This window comes from Shewanella oneidensis MR-1 (genome assembly GCF_000146165.2).
Taxonomy (GTDB): Bacteria; Pseudomonadota; Gammaproteobacteria; order Enterobacterales; family Shewanellaceae; genus Shewanella; species Shewanella oneidensis.
Window position 1 is genome coordinate 3,033,126 of the sequence record NC_004347.2, and the last position, 18,610, is coordinate 3,051,735.

12 protein-coding genes and 2 pseudogenes are annotated in these 18,610 nt (G+C 44.4%); 9 read left to right on the forward strand and 5 right to left on the reverse strand.

Annotated elements, in window-relative coordinates; genetic code table 11:
- Positions 1 to 9 precede the first annotated feature (9 nt).
- Positions 10 to 1,008 (forward strand): TDT family transporter, encoded by a 999-nt coding sequence (locus tag SO_RS13470; RefSeq protein WP_011072814.1) that lies wholly within the window; start codon positions 10 to 12, stop codon positions 1,006 to 1,008.
- 663 nt (positions 1,009 to 1,671) lie between these two features.
- Positions 1,672 to 4,326: a TonB-dependent receptor plug domain-containing protein gene (locus tag SO_RS13475; protein ID WP_011072815.1), complete on the forward strand. Its 2,655-nt coding sequence runs from the start codon at positions 1,672 to 1,674 to the stop codon at positions 4,324 to 4,326.
- Positions 4,327 to 4,429: 103 nt separating this feature from the next.
- Here the strand turns inward: SO_RS13475 and SO_RS13480 are convergent.
- Positions 4,430 to 5,092, reverse strand: a pseudogene (locus tag SO_RS13480) (transporter permease); the annotation flags it as partial.
- A 99-nt stretch (positions 5,093 to 5,191) separates the two neighbouring features.
- Here SO_RS13480 and SO_RS13485 point away from each other — a divergent pair.
- Positions 5,192 to 5,950 carry an IS5-like element ISSod6 family transposase gene (locus SO_RS13485; protein WP_011071731.1) on the forward strand — a complete coding sequence of 253 codons (759 nt, stop codon included), beginning with the start codon at positions 5,192 to 5,194 and terminating at the stop codon, positions 5,948 to 5,950.
- Between the two features lie 26 nt (positions 5,951 to 5,976).
- Here SO_RS13485 and SO_RS13490 read toward each other — a convergent pair.
- Positions 5,977 to 6,845, reverse strand: a pseudogene (locus SO_RS13490) (transporter permease); the annotation flags it as partial.
- A gap of 186 nt (positions 6,846 to 7,031) precedes the next feature.
- Positions 7,032 to 8,006: a formate transporter FocA gene (gene focA / locus SO_RS13495; protein WP_011072816.1), complete on the reverse strand. Its 975-nt coding sequence runs from the start codon at positions 8,004 to 8,006 to the stop codon at positions 7,032 to 7,034.
- Between the two features lie 1,034 nt (positions 8,007 to 9,040).
- Between focA and pflB the strand changes: the two genes are divergently transcribed.
- Together pflB and pflA are read left to right on the forward strand one after the other, a co-directional pair.
- On the forward strand, positions 9,041 to 11,323 hold the full coding sequence (gene pflB, locus SO_RS13500; protein ID WP_011072817.1) for a formate C-acetyltransferase: 2,283 nt from the start codon (positions 9,041 to 9,043) through the stop codon (positions 11,321 to 11,323).
- 63 nt (positions 11,324 to 11,386) lie between these two features.
- Entirely contained in the window at positions 11,387 to 12,127 is a 741-nt protein-coding gene (pflA, locus tag SO_RS13505) for a pyruvate formate lyase 1-activating protein (RefSeq protein ID WP_011072818.1), read from the forward strand.
- 16 nt (positions 12,128 to 12,143) lie between these two features.
- Here the strand turns inward: pflA and yfbV are convergent, their stop codons facing one another.
- A complete protein-coding gene (yfbV, locus tag SO_RS13510) occupies positions 12,144 to 12,587 on the reverse strand; it encodes a terminus macrodomain insulation protein YfbV (RefSeq protein WP_011072819.1) in 444 nt (147 codons plus the stop codon).
- Between the two features lie 140 nt (positions 12,588 to 12,727).
- Between yfbV and ackA the strand changes: the two genes are divergently transcribed.
- The 4 genes from ackA (at position 12,728) to SO_RS13530 (ending at position 17,611) form a co-directional block, all read left to right on the forward strand.
- A complete protein-coding gene (gene ackA, locus SO_RS13515; RefSeq protein ID WP_011072820.1) occupies positions 12,728 to 13,927 on the forward strand; it encodes an acetate kinase in 1,200 nt (399 codons plus the stop codon).
- Positions 13,928 to 14,048: 121 nt separating this feature from the next.
- Positions 14,049 to 16,202 (forward strand): phosphate acetyltransferase, encoded by a 2,154-nt coding sequence (gene pta / locus SO_RS13520; protein WP_011072821.1) that lies wholly within the window; start codon positions 14,049 to 14,051, stop codon positions 16,200 to 16,202.
- A 462-nt stretch (positions 16,203 to 16,664) separates the two neighbouring features.
- A complete protein-coding gene (locus SO_RS13525; RefSeq protein ID WP_011072822.1) occupies positions 16,665 to 17,096 on the forward strand; it encodes a hypothetical protein in 432 nt (143 codons plus the stop codon).
- 263 nt (positions 17,097 to 17,359) lie between these two features.
- Positions 17,360 to 17,611: a hypothetical protein gene (locus SO_RS13530; protein ID WP_164925730.1), complete on the forward strand. Its 252-nt coding sequence runs from the start codon at positions 17,360 to 17,362 to the stop codon at positions 17,609 to 17,611.
- Between the two features lie 86 nt (positions 17,612 to 17,697).
- Here SO_RS13530 and SO_RS13535 read toward each other — a convergent pair whose 3' ends face one another.
- Positions 17,698 to 18,609: a class I SAM-dependent methyltransferase gene (locus tag SO_RS13535; RefSeq protein ID WP_011072824.1), complete on the reverse strand. Its 912-nt coding sequence runs from the start codon at positions 18,607 to 18,609 to the stop codon at positions 17,698 to 17,700.
- Position 18,610 lies beyond the last annotated feature (1 nt).

Below are 18,610 nucleotides of genomic sequence, written 5' to 3' on the forward strand. Positions count from 1 at the left end.
GTAAGTAAAATGACTTCAAAACGTAAACGTTGGACCGCACAGGCCGCAAAATTACCTAGCCCCATGGGAGGGCTTGCCCTTGCTATCGCAAGCTTAGGTTGGACCTGGGAAAGTGTGATGCCTTCATTGAACGGCTGGGGTCAATTAACCGGTGCAATGATTGCCTCAGCCCTGCTACTGATGCTTACAGGTAAGTTTTTACTGCATCCCACAGTGCTCAAAAATGAACTTAGCCATCCCGTCATCGGCAGCGTCATACCGACCTTTGCCATGGCATTAATGGTGGTATCTAACCTACTTGGTCACTATTTCCCCCATGCAGGATTAGCTCTTTGGTTAGGTGCAATTGCAATTCATGTTGTATTTTTAGGCGCTTTTATCTACTACCGTGCTATCGACTTTAAACTCGAACATATGGTGCCTAGCTGGTTCGTACCACCGATTGGCATCATAGTGGCAGCCGTTTCTTTCCCTAGTAATGGTGAGCCTTGGTTAGTTAACACGATTTTAGCCTTCGGTATGCTCGCCTATTTAATCATGCTGCCACTGATGCTCTATCGTTTAATCTTCTGCCAAGCTATTCCGGATGCAGCTAAACCTACCATTGCAATCCTTGCTGCCCCAGCAAGTTTATCCCTTGCAGGTTATCTCACCGTGTGTGAGCAACCATCCATAGCCGTAGTGGCGATATTAGTGAGCATCGCGATTCTGATGACTAGCGTCATCTACCTCGCCTTTTTCCATCTACTAAAATTACCCTTTAGCCCTGGTTATGCGGCTTTTACCTTCCCAATGGTGATCGGTGCAACAGCGCTCTTTAAAACCGCCCACTGGCTTGAGCAATTTAGTCAAATGGCTGAACTAACTGAATGGGTAAGATTATTAGCTGATTTTGAACTCGGCGTAGCCACTATCGTAGTTGCCTATGTAGCACTTCGTTATCTAACACACTATGTACCAAACCCAGTTGAAAATATTGGAAGCACTACCAGTGTTCAACTTAAATAATGAGTATAAAACTCGGTAAAACTCATTAAATTGCTTAATGTTAAAATTAAACAACACATCATCCAGAAGAAGGAGTGAATTTATATTCACTCCTTCATTTATTCAAATTTAACACCAAAAAGCTTTCTGAGTAACTTTCAAACGAGTTACATCAAGAAAAACTTATATTCCCAAAGAACATGTACCGTGTAAAAAACACCCAATAAGTTAATTCAACGAAACCGCACAACATCATGTTGTATTTCAAAACCTTCCTAAACACCCTAATGCTATATACAGCATAAAAGACTGTAAGATAGAAATTGCTCAAATTAAATTTAGATATACTAAAAAAGTATGATTATATTTTTTTACAAACTTTTTCAATTTTTACAAGTTTTAAACATTTTATTGACAATGCATTAGATATTAAGCTGTTTTCATTAGCGATATCGATTCAAAACCACTTAAATCGCTCCAAATATACACAAATAAAACCAATAATAAACATTTTATTAACAATAAAGTATTGCATCTCGCAACGCTTATGTTTTTGCCTGTTGCACTTGTTATTTTCTTGTGGTTATATCTTAAAACTAATTAGATAGGTACTTATTTATTACAACGTTCCGTATTTAATTAAAATAACAACTAAACAAATAACAAGTGTTAAGGGAGAATGATATGCGCGCTAATTCAACATTAACCAAAGCGGTTCGCTTTGCTTTAATTGGTGGTGCCACTACAGCGGCTCTATCTACAATGTCAGTTTTTGCAGCTGAAGATGATAACGCTAAGGTTGAACGTATTGAAGTGACTGGTTCTCGTATTCAGAGAACAGATATGGAATCAGCACTACCAGTGACAGTGTTGTCAGCGGAAGATATTGCTAAGACGGGTTTAAGCGATGTATCAGCAGTTTTAGCGCAGATGCCATTTAACACGGCGGGTAGTTTCATTAGTGATGCTGGTAGCTCTGCGAGTAACCATGCAAGTTCAGGTATGCGTGGTTTAGGTTCAAACCGCACCTTAACGCTGATCAACGGACGTCGAATTGCACCATCAGCAACTTTTGGTGGCGATGCAACCAACCTCAATTTAATCCCAATGGATGCTATTGAGCGTATCGAAATATTACGCGATGGTGCATCAGCAATTTACGGTTCAGATGCTATCGGCGGTGTAATTAACATTATTCTCAAGAAAACCTTCGATGGTTTAGCATTCGACGCAAAATTTGGTAATCCAACTCAAGGCGGTAGAGATGAAAAATCAGCTTCTGTCACTTTCGGTAATACCAGCGATAAAAGCAGCAGCTTAGTAATCATCGAACACAAGCAATTTGATCCACTCGAAGGCGGTCAACGTCCTCATTTAACGGCTAACTGGGACGAAAAATACGGTCGCAGTGCTTTATATGCACCTGAAGGAACATATCGTCCAGTAGCTTCTCGCCCAATAAAAGGCGCAGATGGTACATTTAGCGATCCTGTATACACTGGTTTACAAGTGCCAGGTAAAGACTGTCCTGCGGATCGCATAGTCACCAGCAAAGCAGGTTCAGCTTGTGGCTTTAATCACTTTGACGGAACAGACTATTTACCCGATCAGACAAAAGATTCTGTCTTCTCAAATATGACTTATCGTATTACTGATGAATTAGAGTGGTTTGGTCAAGCAATTGTTATGCGTGACAAATCAATCACGTCTTCTACCGCATTATGGACACCTAACCTGTATATCGCCGCAGATAACCCATTAAACCCAACGTTTGGCACAGCTAACGCGTCAGAAGTGCAAGCTTACCATCGATTGAAAGGTGTAGCAGATCGTACAACTGAATTCGACTCAAATGTAGTTGACGTAGTAACTGGTCTAAACCTTGAGTTAGATGCAGGCTCTCTGAGCTGGTATGTACAATACTCAGATCAAATCGTGAACATTGAAACTGACTCTTATGTATTCGAAGATAAGCTGCAAGAAGCGGTTGATAAAGGTTTGTATAACCCATTCGTTGAAGGTGGTAATGCGACTCAAGCCACTCTAGACACGTTCTTACACACAGCAACTCGTAAAGCAACCTCAAATACAACTGGTACTGGCTTGTCATGGGCCGCGCTTGCACCAATTTCCTTACCTGGTGGTGACTTAGGTTATGCTGTTGGTATGGAATACCAAAAAATTGAATACAAAGATACCCGTGACGCGCAACAAGCAGCAGGTAACGTATTAGGTACTTACGGTGGCGATTCTGCAGGTGATAGAAGCTACAAAGCGGCATTCGTTGAGTTAGAACTACCAGTATTAGATCACCTGAATGTGAAGCTAGCAAGCCGTTACGACCAGTATAGCTTGCCAGATGTAGGCCAGCTTTCTAACTCCGTTAACGTTCGCTACGAAGCCTTAGATAACTTAGTGTTACGCGCATCTTATGGCCAAGGTTTTAGAGCACCTTCACTGGATGATTTGTTAGGTGAACCAGCAACCAGCTATGACTACGTCACCGACACAACTCTCTGCCAAAGTCTGCCAGCAGATCAGCAAAAAGGTAACCCTGCTTGCGAAGATACCCAATATCTGCGTAAGAGTTCAGGTAATAAAGAGCTAGAACCAGAGAAATCTGCTCAATACTCTTTCGGCGCAGTGTGGAATATTACTGAGAATATCGATTTCGTTGTTGATTACTACAACATTGAAATTACCGACCAAGTAAGCTACATCGATGCACAAACTATCGTTGACCTAGAAGCTATTGGTGGTTTGGGTGCTTATGACCCTAACTACATCTATGTTAAACGTAAAGCTGATGGCACTATCGATGAGATCGGTGCTGGCAACATCAACATGGATGGCGTACAAACTTCAGGTCTTGACGTATCATTTACGTCAAACTTTGATTTAGCTGACTTGGGTACATTTAAATTTGCAGTTGAAGGCACTTATGCTCTGGAATACACCGAGCAAGCAAGCCCAATTGCTAAACGTTATGATGTGTTAGGTACTAAAGGTTATCCACCACTACGTTTTAACACTACATTTAGCTATGCTATTGATGACTTCTCTACATCTTTGATTGCTAAATACATTGATTCCTATGATGGTGAAACACCGCAGCAACAAGAAGTCGGTACTAATAAGCAGGACTTTTCGTCGTTCACAACTTGGGATCTGACATTTAACTACGACTTCAACAGCTACGGCAACGTAACTGTGGGTGCTCGTAACCTGTTTGATGCTATGCCAGCTGTTAACTACAGCTTAGGTTACCCAGGATACGATACCGATACCCACAATATCTTGGGTCGCGTAGTATTCGCAGGATACAAAGTGAAATTCTAATTTCCATCAGGGAAGATAGATAACTCAAAAAACGGCATCCTTGGATGCCGTTTTTATGTTCTGCTAAATCTCAACAGAGTTATTCCCAAATTTTAGCTGCGCCCTAGTTAAATCCTAAATAATGTGCACCAATCACTAAAACACTTGATACCAACATCAGTAGCAACATAAAACGCCAAACAAATTTCAGCCAGTTGCCCCAGTCAACACGACACACCTCAAAGGTTGCCATCACAGAAGCTGAAGTAGGCACAATAATATTGGTCAGTCCGTCACCTAATTGAAAAGCGAGTACAGCGACTTGCCGTGACACACCAACGATGTCCGACAATGGTGCCATCAGCGGCATAGTCAGTGCCGCCTGCCCAGAGCCTGAGGTCACAAAAAAATTAAACACTGATTGAAATAACAACATAAACCAGGCGGATAAGGCATCAGGCAAATGGCCAATTAGACCACCTGCACGATTAAGAATTGTATTCAATACACTTGGCTCAGTGGGCGAACCACCACCAAGCAAAAGTAAAATCCCCGAGGCACAACCCACTAAGAGTATAGGTCCCAACATGGTTTTAGCGTCGTCTTTAAAGCTAATGGCCACCTTGTTAAGGGTCAATCCATTGAGTTTAAATACGCAACCAATTAAGCCAGCCACCATACCCATGGTAAAAAACTGACTGGCGATTTCGGGGATAAACCACGCGTTTATTACCACGCCCTAAATCACCCACACCATGGTAGGCACTAACAACACTAAAACCAGTATGCGACTCTCTAGGGTCTGTTGATCTTTCGAGAGTGATTTTTAGACAGCATGGCAAGACGTTATAATTTGCTTCGCCAAAAGTAACCATAACCTCAAGCCATGCCAAGACTTATGCTAACCGATGCACGCTGGGAAAAGCTATTTCATTTAATGAAAAGCACAGGCCGTGTTTATGACAAACCTGAACATAGACAAACATTCGAAGGTATTCTTTACCGCCTTAGAACAGGTATCCCTTGGCGAGATTTACCTAAAGAGTTCGGTCATTGGAGCACGGTCTTTAGACGGTTTCATTTATGGTCTAAGAAAGGCGTTCTAGCACATTTATTCAAGGCCTTAGCCAACCTTGCTGATATAGAATGGGTCTTTATTGATGGCTCGATAGTGCGAGCTCACCAGCACAGTGCAGGTGCAGCGACGCTAAGTAATGAGAGTATTGGTAAAAGTCGAGGCGGTAATTCAACCAAAATTCACTTAGCCGTCGACAGCGGAGGATTACCGATTTATTTCGAATTATCAGAAGGCCAAAAACACGATATTACACACGCCCCCAGCTTAATTGAGCACCTGAAGCAGGTTGATACCGTCATTGCAGATAAAGGTTATGACAGCGATGCTTTTCGTGAACTTATCGCCAATAAAGGCGGGAAATCTGTTATTCCAAGGCGCCGCTATAAGAATACACCTCAAGAAAGAGTCGATTGGTGCTTATATCGGTATCGACATTTAGTGGAGAATGCTTTTGGAAGAATAAAACACTATCGAGCAATATCAACAAGATATGACAAGCTAGCAAGAAATTACGCCAGTATGGTGTCACTGGCGTTTATGTTAATGTGGCTGCCGATGCATTGCTGAACAACATTTGTACAGCAAAGATCAACAGACCCTAGTGTCGTATTGGCATGATGCTCTCGAAAATAAGCATCGGACTGATAACTAGGTTGCTGCTGAATGCGATGGGCGTAACGCATGGTAAAGACGATGCAGAGCAAGGTGAATCCCAGCCACATAGGAAAGCGAAACTCACTGCCAGAAAGCACAGAAATTCCCGCAATGCCCTGTGTAATCGCCACACAGAAAGGATTCAAAAACTGGCAAAACCAATTTGGGTCGCCACATAGGTCACCATCACTGTAGTGATGCCGTCATAGCCCAAACGGCTCATTAATAGGCAGATTATGATAGCAAAAGCAGTCGCCTCTTCCCCCATACCAAACACCACACCACCTAAGGAAAACAGCGTAAAGATGACCGGAATGAATAACTTTTCATTACCATGGGTTTTATCGATTAACTTTAAAATGCCGTTATCGATACTGCCTGTGGCCATTACCACGCCGAAGCCCCCTATTACAAACATAAACATGATGACACCAATCGCACTGCCCCATTTAGAGCCAGAGGTTAAGCCTTCAAACGCAAAGTTAAAAAAGCCAACCCCGCACTCACCTTTAAATAAAGCAATGGGTTGCAATTGGGGCTCACCCGATTCATCTAATTGATAGGCAAAGGAATTAGGATCAACGACTGTGCGAGCTTTATCGACACCTTCAGCAAGATAATGCACTTATAGTGCTTGAAACTAACCAATAGGAATAATGTAAGTCATTAATCCCGCAAGCAATGCCACAAAAAAGATGATAACTAAAGTATCAGACATTTGGAATTGTGAAGGAATGGGAGGTATTGAAGGTGCGTTAGCAGTCTGAGCTGCCTTAGAAGACTGAATTGTTGAGGCCGGAGTTGTCATAGATACACCATTTTTTGTCCAACATAAAATGGCCGCACTATAAACTAAAGTGCTATATAAATCAGTGCATAATAAGTCAATTTTACAACTTAAATACGCAAAATACTTCCCGCCAAAATAAAACAACAATGCCCAGTGAAACTGGGCATTGAAGAAACACTAGGCTTTTAACGTGAAGAGCTGTCGCTATTTGCTCTCTTGGCTTTTTTTCACCTTTTCAGTATGCAGTGGTGACGCGAAAAAATGGGGTTGATGGGATTTTTGCGGATCGGGTAAAGCAATTTGACCCTGCTCAATCCACCAATAACCGAGGCCGACTATCACCCCACCGCCGACGATGTTGCCTAAGGTCACCGGAATTAAATTTTTGAAGATGAAGTTTGCCACGGTTAAATCGGCAAATTGTTCTTGGGTAACACCCAAGGAGGCAAAAAACTCAGGACTTGCCACAGCTTGAATTGTTATCCCAAATGGCACCATAAACAGGTTTGCAATACTGTGCTCAAAGCCGCTACTGACAAACATGGCCACAGGAAGGATCAATAAAATCGCTTTGGTTAGCGATTCGCGACTGGCAAAGGTCATCCAAATACCAAGGCAGACCAGCATGTTGCATAAAATACCTAAGCTAAATGCCTGTATCCAAGTATGATGCAGTTTATGCTGAGCCACTTTCAATGCATTTAAGCCCCAATTACCACCATCGAGTTCGTATAACCCCGCAGCCATAATTAAGCCGACCATCAACATGGCGCCAACAAAGTTACCCAGATAAACTCGCGTCCAGCATTTGAGCAACTCACTGGTGGTCACTTGTTTTTGCGCCCAAGCTACGCTGCTTAAGACTGAACTGGTAAACAGCTCACCGCCGCAAATCACCACCAAAATTAACCCTAAGCTAAAGGCTATCCCGCCCACAAGACGTACTAAGCCCCATGCACTATCACCTGCGCCCGTCGTTACCGTCAGGTAAAACACAAACGCTAAGGCAATAAAGGCGCCCGCAAACACCGCTAAACCAAAGGATTGCCAAGGCGCTTTAACCACTTTGCTTTTGCCATAAATTTCAGCTTGATAATAACAGCTAAAGTGTGAAGAAACCGGCACTGACTCATGGCCATTCGCCGACGCCTGTGAGGCGTTAGAGTGTGAGTCTTTCATAACTAAACTCCTAAACCAGATAAACGAACGCGAACTTGCAACATAGGTCTCTCCTGCTACAGCGCCAAAGCGCAAATCAAACCAATCAAAACATCCATTATGACGCACTAATGTACATACATTATGATTTGCTTAAATGATGACTCACTAAAGTCACGCTTTGTAACATATAAACCTCGCTAGCTGTGATGCAGAGTTAACTAAAGCGTGATGCTATTCACAGGGAAAATGTAAAATTTTTGAAGCCACAAACACAAAAGGTTAATTGGTCATACCAATTTTTACAAAGTAAAGCCTGTTAAAATATCGTCGTTCCGTGCCTGTTTTACCAAAAGATGAAACAGATTTAACCTAGTTTTACCTCGACGTACCGCTAAATATCACCTTTTTATATGAAGCTTTTTTGACTACAGTGAAGTGTTAATTGCATAACGCCTTCCTAAAACTATTTAACACATAAGGAAACCTTAGTCCTTTACTGATCGACTGTTATCACTTGCCACACCTTAAAATAACGCCTCTGTAATAAAGACAACAGCTGCATTTTGAGCTGAAACAAAAGGAGCGATAAAAATCATTCGATACGATGATAGCTTTCGTGAGTTAAAAGCGCGACAGTCTAGGTTACAACGGATGATTGCTGGCCGAATAACAGCAGTAAAAGCGTGCTTTAATCCTTATTGTGCTAAAAAAATGCTACCTCGCTAGCAAATTTAAGATTAACTGAGCACAAACTCGCCCGTTTAAGATGCGAGACAGTAAGAGCTATGTTAATATGCTTATGGATAATTGGTCTTACCAATTTATAAAAGAGTTATCGATAACCGATAATCCACGTTAAACGAATAGTTGTCATCTTATCGGGTATCAATAGACAGACACTTGGCGTGATGTATATCCCCAAGTTCCAGTTCCCATCATAGGGCGTCATATTGAAGGGAGCTTTAATCAGGAATTAGCGATTGGCCTATACTCAACATGGTTTGCCCCATGAGCGCCAATGACCTTTATCTCAACCAAAAGGTATTAGTACGATGACCGACAAAACTGAACTGTTTGCCAACGCATGGGAAGGTTTTACCCCTGGTGATTGGAAATCTGAAGTCAATGTACGTGACTTTATTCAACAAAACTACGCTCCCTATGAAGGTGACGAGTCATTCCTAGCCGGTGCCACCGACGCCACAACCCAGTTGTGGGATAAAGTGATGGAAGGCATCAAGCAAGAAAACCGTACCCATGCGCCAGTTGATTTCGATACTAAGATGGTTTCTACCATCACTTCCCACGACGCGGGTTATATCAATAAAGATTTAGAAACTATCGTTGGTTTACAAACTGATGCGCCGCTCAAACGCGCTATGTTACCTAACGGTGGTATTCGTATGGTGGAAAGCTCATGCGCCGCCTACGATCGCGTGCTAGATGAAGATGTTAAATACATTTATTCAGAACTGCGTAAAACCCACAACCAAGGCGTATTCGACGTCTATACCCCAGAAATCATGGCCTGCCGTAAATCCGGTGTATTAACCGGTTTACCCGATGCCTATGGCCGTGGCCGTATCATTGGTGACTATCGCCGTGTAGCACTTTACGGTATCGACTTCTTAATGAAGGACAAATTCGCTCAATTCAGCTCACTGCAAGCGCAGTTCGAAGCGGGTGAAGATTTGTCTAACGTTATCCAACTACGTGAAGAAATTGCTGAGCAGCACCGTGCATTGGGCCAAATGAAGAAAATGGCCGCTAAATATGGTTTCGATATTTCTCGCCCAGCATCCAATGCTAAAGAAGCAATCCAGTGGACTTACTTCGGCTACTTAGCCGCAGTGAAGAGCCAAAACGGCGCCGCAATGTCTTTAGGCCGTACTTCTTCATTCCTTGATATCTATATCGAACGCGATCTGAAAAACGGCGTCATCACTGAGCAACAAGCTCAAGAAATGATTGACCATTTTGTAATGAAACTGCGTATGGTGCGTTTCCTACGTACTCCAGAATACGATGAGTTATTCTCAGGCGATCCAATTTGGGCAACTGAATCTATCGGCGGTATGGGCTTAGATGGCCGTACACTGGTGACTAAATCAAGCTTCCGTTTCTTGAACACGCTGTACACCATGGGCCCAAGCCCTGAGCCAAACATCACTGTGCTCTGGTCTGAAAAACTGCCAGTAGGCTTTAAAAAGTACTGCGCAAAAGTATCTATCGACACCAGCTCAATCCAGTACGAAAACGATGACTTAATGCGTCCAGATTTCCAATCTGACGATTACGCTATCGCTTGCTGCGTGAGCCCAATGGTTGTGGGTAAACACATGCAGTTCTTCGGTGCCCGTGCCAACCTCGCCAAAACCATGTTGTACGCGATTAACGGCGGTGTGGACGAAAAACTGAAGATCCAAATCGCCCCCAAAGCAGACCCAATCACTGACAAAGTACTGAACTTTGATGATGTGATGAATCGCTTAGACGGTTTAATGGATTGGTTAGCAACGCAATATGTCACTTCTCTGAACGCTATTCACTACATGCACGACAAGTACTCCTATGAAGCTGCGCTAATGGCGCTGCACGACAGAGACGTACGTCGTACTATGGCTTGCGGTATTGCTGGACTTTCAATCGCAGCCGACTCACTGTCTGCTATCAAGTACGCTCAAGTTAAACCTGTACGTGATGAAAACGGCATCGCCGTTGACTTTGAGATCAGTGGTGACTATCCAAAATTTGGTAACAACGACCCACGCGTTGACGATATCGCCTGTGACTTAGTTGAACGTTTTATGGCGAAAATTCGCGACCGTAAAATGTACCGCAACGCGATTCCAACTCAGTCAATTCTCACCATCACCTCAAACGTGGTTTATGGTAAGAAAACGGGTAATACACCAGATGGTCGTCGTTCAGGTGCACCATTTGCACCGGGCGCAAACCCAATGCATGGCCGTGATGAAAAAGGTGCAATCGCCTCATTAACCTCTGTGGCTAAGCTGCCTTTCGCCCACGCACAGGACGGTATCTCTTACACCTTCTCCATCGTGCCAAATGCATTAGGTAAAGATGAAGATGGTCGCCGCACTAACTTAGCGGCACTGATGGACGGATATTTTGCCCATAACGAAGGACACGAAGGCGGTCAACACTTGAACGTCAACGTGATGAACCGTGAAATGCTTGAGGATGCGGTAGTCAACCCAGACAAGTATCCACAACTGACCATCCGTGTTTCTGGTTATGCAGTGCGCTTCAACTCGCTGACTCCAGAACAGCAGCAAGATGTGATCACGCGTACATTCACAAAAGGTCTGTAAGCTAAATTAGGTAAGGCTGTAGTACAATGTGCTACAGCCTCACTTATTTCAACAGGAGTCACAATGGCAGTTACCGGTCGGATCCACTCAGTGGAATCCTTTGGCACAGTGGATGGTCCAGGCATACGGTTTATCGCCTTTATGCAGGGCTGTTTAATGCGCTGTCAGTATTGCCACAACCGTGATACCTGGGATCTCGATGGCGGTAAGGAAGTGCAAGTTGATGAGTTAATGAGCCAAATCATTAGCTATCGCCCCTTCCTTGATGCCAGCAATGGTGGCGTTACCGCCAGCGGTGGTGAAGCCATTTTACAAGCTGAGTTTGTCGCCGAACTCTTTAAGGCCTGTAAAAAAGAAGGCATTCATACCTGTTTAGATACCAATGGCTTTGTGCGTAAGTATACGCCTGTGATTGATGAGCTACTCGATCATACCGATCTGGTTTTGCTCGATATCAAGCAAATGAATGACGATAAACACATCGAACTGACTAAAGTCAGTAACCACAGAACGCTGCAATTTGCCGAGTATCTCGCCAAGCGCAATCAGCCAACATGGATACGTTATGTGGTCGTGGGTGGGTTTACCGATGATGAGGCCTCAGCTCTACAGCTCGCCGAGTTTATCAAACCCATGAAGAATATTGAAAAAGTGGAACTCCTGCCTTACCACGAACTTGGCAAACATAAGTGGGAAGCAATGGGAGAAAGCTATCAACTCGACGGTGTCGCGCCTCCCAGCCGCGAAACTATGGAAAAAATTAAAGCCGTATTTAGCTCTCAAGGCATTAATGCGGTGTACTAAGACGCCAAGGGAGATCTTAAAGCTCCTCCCAATAACTGGCATCTAAGCGCTCAAAGGCTATTTTTAAGATGAGCGCCATATCAAGGTAACACGCCTTAGCGCCCAGGGATTGGCAATGTATGCCCATGGCAGTCAATTTCGCACTCAGCTGATTACTCCAGTCGAAGAGCGATAACGGTAATGGATGGCGCGCACGCCAACCTAACCACAACAAGCCCTGCAACGGCAGGCTAATAAAAAACAATGCAATCGTGAGTGCTTGAGGTAAAAAAGCCCAGCCATAGGTATAGAGCTGGCTCACACTCGCCAATACCGCCAGTACTGGCATCACCAGAATGGCAAGCTGAGTGGCGCGTACCACCCGATACTCAGGAAAATACAAACCCAGTTGTCTAACCATAGGCCACGTCTTCATATAACGACGACCATCACCTAAGGTTTTGAGAATATTGATGCTCAATTTTAGACACCTACAACAGAGGAACACTGCTTTTACCATAGCACAATCTGGCACAGCGCCCCAAGACTGTGATGGCAAATACTCCAGTGTTTCCATGAATTCGAATCATTAACTTAAACACAATGGCAAAAGGTTTAAACATGTCTAATAAACTGGTTTTAGTACTCAATTGCGGTAGCTCTTCACTCAAATTTGCCGTCATTGACGCGCAAACAGGTGACGATCAGATCTCTGGCCTAGCCGAGTGTTTTGGCTTAGAAGACTCACGCATCAAATGGAAAATCAACGGCGAAAAGCATGAGTCCTCTTTAGGTGCTTTCACCGCTCACCGTGAAGCCGTTGAATTTATCGTCAATAAAATCCTCGCAGGTCAACCCGAATTAGCAGCGCAAATTCAAGCCGTTGGACACCGTATCGTACACGGTGGTGAAAAATTCACTCGTTCAGTGATTATCGATGAGCACGTGATTAAAGGCATTGAAGAGTGTTCATCCCTAGCGCCACTGCATAATCCTGCACACCTTATCGGTATTCGCGCGGCAATGGCTTCTTTCCCTAAACTGCCACAAGTCGCCGTGTTTGATACCGCATTCCACCAAAGTATGCCGGAAAGATCCTTTATCTATGCCCTGCCTTACAAACTATACCGCGAACATGGTATCCGCCGTTATGGTATGCACGGTACTAGCCACCTGTTTGTCAGCCGCGAAGCTGCCAAAGTGCTGAAAAAACCCTTGGCTGAAACCAATGTGATCTGTGCGCATTTAGGCAACGGTGCCTCTGTGACTGCGGTTAAAGGCGGTAAGAGTGTTGACACTTCAATGGGGCTAACCCCGCTCGAAGGCTTAGTCATGGGCACACGCTGTGGTGATATCGACCCATCCATCATCTACCACTTAGTGCACCAACTCGGTTACACGCTTGAAGAAGTCAACAACCTGATGAACAAACAAAGTGGTCTACTGGGGATTTCTGAACTGACTAACGATTGTCGCGGCATCGAAGAAGGTTATGCCGACGGCCACAAGGGCGCGACCTTAGCACTGGAGATTTTCTGCTACCGTCTGGCGAAATACATTGCTTCTTATACTGTGCCACTCGGTCGTTTAGATGCGGTGGTTTTTACTGGCGGTATTGGCGAAAACTCCGATATCATCCGTGAAAAAGTGCTCAACATGCTGCAAATCTTCAATTTCCATGTTGATAGCGAGCGCAACAAAGCGGCCCGCTTCGGTAAAAAAGGCATTATTACCGCAGACAACAGCACTGTCGCGATGGTCATCCCAACGAATGAAGAATGGGTTATCGCTGAAGATTCGATTAAACTCATTACTAAATAATCAGACTCGTTAAGCCGTTTGCTTTGCCAAACGGCTTTATTATTCGTGACCTACAACTAAACAAACACAAGCAAATCCGCAGAGATTACTCTGCAAAAAACCATCGAACTTAGAGGTTTTTATGTCCCGAAATATAATGTTAATCCCCATCGGCACCGGAGTTGGCCTGACCTCCCTAAGCCTTGGTATGGTGCGTGCTTTAGAGCGCCACGGGGTGAAAGTCCAATTCTTCAAGCCTATTTCACAACTTCGTCCGAATGACAACGGCCCTGAACGCTCAACCACGATTTTAAGCAAATCGCCAACGGTTAATCCGTTAGAGCCTTTCGATATGGCCCATGCCGAAGCATTGATCCGCGCAGATCAAACCGATGTGCTGATGGAGCAAATCATTGCGCGCGCCGCAGAATGCGCCAGCAACACCGAAACCCTTATCGTTGAAGGTTTAGTGCCAACACGTAACCATCCCTTCGCCGATGACGTTAACTACGCTATCGCTAAAGCCATGGATGCCGATGTCATTTTTATTGCCACGCCAGGCAGCGATACCCCAACAGGGCTGATGAACCGCCTCGAAATCGCCTACAACTCTTGGGGTGGCAAGAATAATAAACGTTTGATTGGTGCAGTGATCAACAAGATTGGTGCGCCGGTTGACGATGAGGGCCGCGCTCGCCCAGACTTATCAGAAGTGTTTGATCATCAAGGTGTACAACGCTCTGATGCCTCTATCATGTTCCAACTGCCGGGTAAGAGCCCGCTGCGTATTCTAGGTAGCGTACCTTACAACCTAGACTTAGTCGCACCACGCGCCTCTGATTTAGCTAAACACTTACGCGCTCGCATTCTCAACGCCGGTGAGATGAATATTCGCCGTTTGCGTAAAGTGACCTTCTGTGCTCGCAGCTTGCCTAATATGGTCAACCATATTAAAACAGACTCTTTACTGGTGACTTCTGGCGATCGCTCCGATGTGATTGTGTCAGCGTGTCTTGCCGCCATGAATGGCGTGAAGATAGGTGCCCTGCTGCTTACTGGCAGTTACGAGCCTGAGCCTGAAATTCTTAAACTGTGTGAGCAAGCTTTTGAGACGGGTTTACCGGTTTTCCTGATTGATACCAACACTTGGCAAACCTCCTTAAATATCCAACGCTTCGACCATGAAGTGCCAGTCGATGATGCGGTACGTATCGATTTAGTACAGGAATATGTCGCCAGCCATATCGACCAAACGTGGATTGAGAGCGTCACTAAAAACTCTCCGCGGGAACATCGTCTGTCACCGCCAGCATTCCGTTACAAGCTTACCGAACTTGCGCGTGCCGCCCACAAGACCGTGGTGCTGCCAGAGGGTGATGAGCCACGTACGATCAAAGCCGCAGCCATTTGTGCTGAACGTGGTATCGCGCGTTGCGTGCTCTTAGGTAAAAAAGATGAAATTCTGCGTATTGCGGCTCAGCAAGACGTCGTACTGGGTGAAGGCGTCGTCATTGTCGATCCAGATGAAGTACGTGCTCGCTATGTAGAGCCAATGCTGGAGCTGCGCCGCAGCAAGGGCTTAACCGAAGTCGTTGCCAAAGAGCAGTTAGAAGACAACATGGTGCTAGGCACTATGATGCTGGCACAAGACGAAGTCGATGGCATTGTTTCGGGCGCGGTTAACACTACCGCCAACACCATTCGTCCACCGCTACAACTGATTAAAACTGCCCCAGGTTCAAGCCTTGTTTCTTCCATTTTCTTTATGTTGATGCCGGATCAAGTGCTGGTGTACGGTGACTGTGCCATTAATCCGGACCCCAATGCCGAACAACTTGCCGATATCGCCATTCAATCAGCGGAATCAGCGAAAGCCTTTGGTATCGAACCAAGAGTGGCAATGATCAGTTACTCAACCGGTAACTCAGGTACAGGCTCTGATGTCGATAAAGTACGTGAAGCCACCCGTATCGCTAAAGAAAAACGTCCTGATCTCGTTATCGACGGCCCACTGCAATACGACGCCGCAGTGATGCCTAATGTAGCACGTTCTAAAGCGCCTAACAGCCCTGTAGCGGGTCAAGCCACAGTGTTTGTTTTCCCCGATCTCAACACGGGTAACACTACTTACAAGGCTGTACAACGTAGTGCTGATTTGATCAGTATTGGTCCCATGCTGCAAGGCATGCGTAAACCTGTGAACGACTTATCCCGCGGCGCGTTAGTGGATGACATTGTCTACACTATCGCCCTCACGGCAATCCAAGCGTCACAAAACGATGCTAAAAAATCGTAGATTAAACTAACAACACGCAAGCCCAGCCTAAAAGCACTGACAGGTTCAGTGCTTTTTTATTTTCAGGAGGGAATGGTCACAAAATGTGACAGCATTAAACGCTTAAATTAACGCCTTAACCTAATAAAATGCTGTTTATAAAAATTAAATGCTGTGAATAGACTGGATAATTTTAGTAAAATATCCACAAGTAAACGCTAGGATTAGTGCTTCACAGAAAGGCGTCACTTTTTAACCAGCAAATAAAACAGCAAAATATCATATACTTAAAAATTATCCATCTAGTCTTCAACATACTTTTCCACAGATTCTGTGGATAACCTTAACGGTGAATTCTTTAAGATATGCCACAGCAGCTAGATTCAAGTCAAGCCATTTTCGCCAGCCCTTATCACTATTACAAAACTTGAACATAGTCGCTAAAATCGAGATACTCATGTCAAATTCCGACAACTAAAAGCCATGAGAACCTTATTTTTTCTTTCATTACTGTTTTTGTTTGGCTGTGGCGAACCTGCCAACACACAACCCGTGTTGACCCCCGAAGAAGTCAGCCTAGGCTTTTTTAGCGCCATTTATGTTGACCGCGATGTCGAAAAAGCCAAGCAGTTTGTAAATAAGCCACTCCAAGAAGTCTTAAGCCATTATCATATCGCCGCCGCAGTGCAGCGTAATATGCTCAGCCTTTCAATGACCAATGTCGAAATGGAAATTGATGATATTGATATCGACTTTTTCCGCAAGTTCACCAAAGACGTTATCGTTGTGGTCAAGATGAAGGGCTTAAAGGGTGGACAACCTTGGATTGATGACAGAACCATTCGCCTTCATAAAATAGCAAACAAATGGATTATTGTTGAGATCTTGCCTGAAAAACGTAAGGTCAATGGTTAACGGATTAATTCAATTTAATCAGTTTGATATTCGAGAGCAAATAGAAAAATAGCAACCCAAAGGTTGCTATTTTTCTGCTTGTATTTGTTACTTCCGACTCAGAATGAGTGCTGTCAGCATTACGCTTACAGCACTTAGATCGCTTCTTCTTCGCTCTGCTCAGGTAAAGACGTCATCACGTCATCTTTTACTTGGTAGTAAGCGTTTTCGTATTCATGAACTTCCATAACAACTCCTGCTCGATTTTGTAAGGTCGCAAAGGCATGCCGTTCTATGCTGACATTTTGCCCATGAGGAAAGGGAATTTCCGTGGCGGCGAGTATACCAAAGCAAAATCAACAATTACAGAAAACTTTCAGTTTAGTTTCTGTTTAAAAGAAAAAAACAGCCTTTCACCGCTTAAAAAGCCAAATGCTGTACTAGCAAGTGAAACACTTTCAATTTGTATAGCAGGATCTGCTAAAGAATTGTGGTTGATAAATAAAGCGTCTAGTAAGACGAGTGCAAACTGGTAGCCATAAACGGGGCGAAGAGGAAGTCGATATGAAGACTATCATAAAGGTCGTCAATGCCAATGAGTTGGCCTTGACGACAACTGGGCTTACGCTTTTAAACGATAACGCAGTACCTTTAATGATTTCTCCTGCGAGACATCTGCAAAGGCTGCGGGGTTAGGTAAACGTTCGAGGTATTCAAGCGCAGGAGCGGCTTCCTCAACCTGCTGACGCAAAAATTGAGTATCGAGTTCAGGCGCATTTAAACAGAGCAATACTTCGGCATTCTCGGCCAGCAACTCGGGTAAATGTCTGATCAGACGAACGTAATCCTTAGTTGCCACAAAACTCCCCTTTTGATTACTCGGTGGATCGGCAACTACGATGTCATAGGGGCCTAATTTACGTAATTTGCCCCATGATTTAAAAATATCGTGCCCTAAAAACCTCGCGCCAGCCGTAAAATCATTAAGCAGATGATTCTGCTTACCTATCGCTAGTGCTCCTTTACTCATATCCATATTCACTACTTCATCGGCGCCGCCCTGTAGTGCGGCAACCGAAAAGCCACAGGTATAAGCAAACAGATTTAGTATTTTCTTATGCCGTGCATTCGCTCTGACCCATTCACGACCATTGGCCATATCGAGAAACAAACCATGGTTTTGACCACGCAATAAATGCACCTGAAACTTGGCACGGTTTTCAGTCACGATATGCTGCTCAGGCACTTCGCCCGTCAGTAATTGGCTAAAGGTTTCGCCACCACAGCGGTATTGATAGACCAAATTTAATGGTCGATTTGGCTGTAAGGCTTGCCAACGCGCCGTGATAGCCTGTTGGCAATCAGCCAACTCGGCCTCTTCAAGCTGAATGAAGCTAGTCAATAACAATACTGGCGCGAACCAATCTAGACAAAGATGTTCGCAACCAGCGTAATGTCCACCGCGGCCATGGAATAATCGAACCGCATCTTCACCGACCTCTATCGTCGCCAGTGCATCAATAAAACCCTGCATT

What these genes read in the sequence shown, in the direction of transcription:
- SO_RS13470 (WP_011072814.1), top strand. Translation starts at nt 10, where the DNA reads ATGACTTCAAAACGTAAACGTTGGACCGCACAGGCCGCAAAATTACCT.
- SO_RS13475 (WP_011072815.1), top strand. Translation starts at nt 1,672, where the DNA reads ATGCGCGCTAATTCAACATTAACCAAAGCGGTTCGCTTTGCTTTAATT.
- SO_RS13485 (WP_011071731.1), top strand. Translation starts at nt 5,192, where the DNA reads ATGCCAAGACTTATGCTAACCGATGCACGCTGGGAAAAGCTATTTCAT.
- focA (WP_011072816.1), bottom strand. Translation starts at nt 8,006, where the DNA reads ATGAAAGACTCACACTCTAACGCCTCACAGGCGTCGGCGAATGGCCAT.
- pflB (WP_011072817.1), top strand. Translation starts at nt 9,041, where the DNA reads ATGACCGACAAAACTGAACTGTTTGCCAACGCATGGGAAGGTTTTACC.
- pflA (WP_011072818.1), top strand. Translation starts at nt 11,387, where the DNA reads ATGGCAGTTACCGGTCGGATCCACTCAGTGGAATCCTTTGGCACAGTG.
- ackA (WP_011072820.1), top strand. Translation starts at nt 12,728, where the DNA reads ATGTCTAATAAACTGGTTTTAGTACTCAATTGCGGTAGCTCTTCACTC.
- pta (WP_011072821.1), top strand. Translation starts at nt 14,049, where the DNA reads ATGTCCCGAAATATAATGTTAATCCCCATCGGCACCGGAGTTGGCCTG.
- SO_RS13525 (WP_011072822.1), top strand. Translation starts at nt 16,665, where the DNA reads ATGAGAACCTTATTTTTTCTTTCATTACTGTTTTTGTTTGGCTGTGGC.
- SO_RS13530 (WP_164925730.1), top strand. Translation starts at nt 17,360, where the DNA reads ATGCCGTTCTATGCTGACATTTTGCCCATGAGGAAAGGGAATTTCCGT.
- SO_RS13535 (WP_011072824.1), bottom strand. Translation starts at nt 18,609, where the DNA reads ATGCAGGGTTTTATTGATGCACTGGCGACGATAGAGGTCGGTGAAGAT.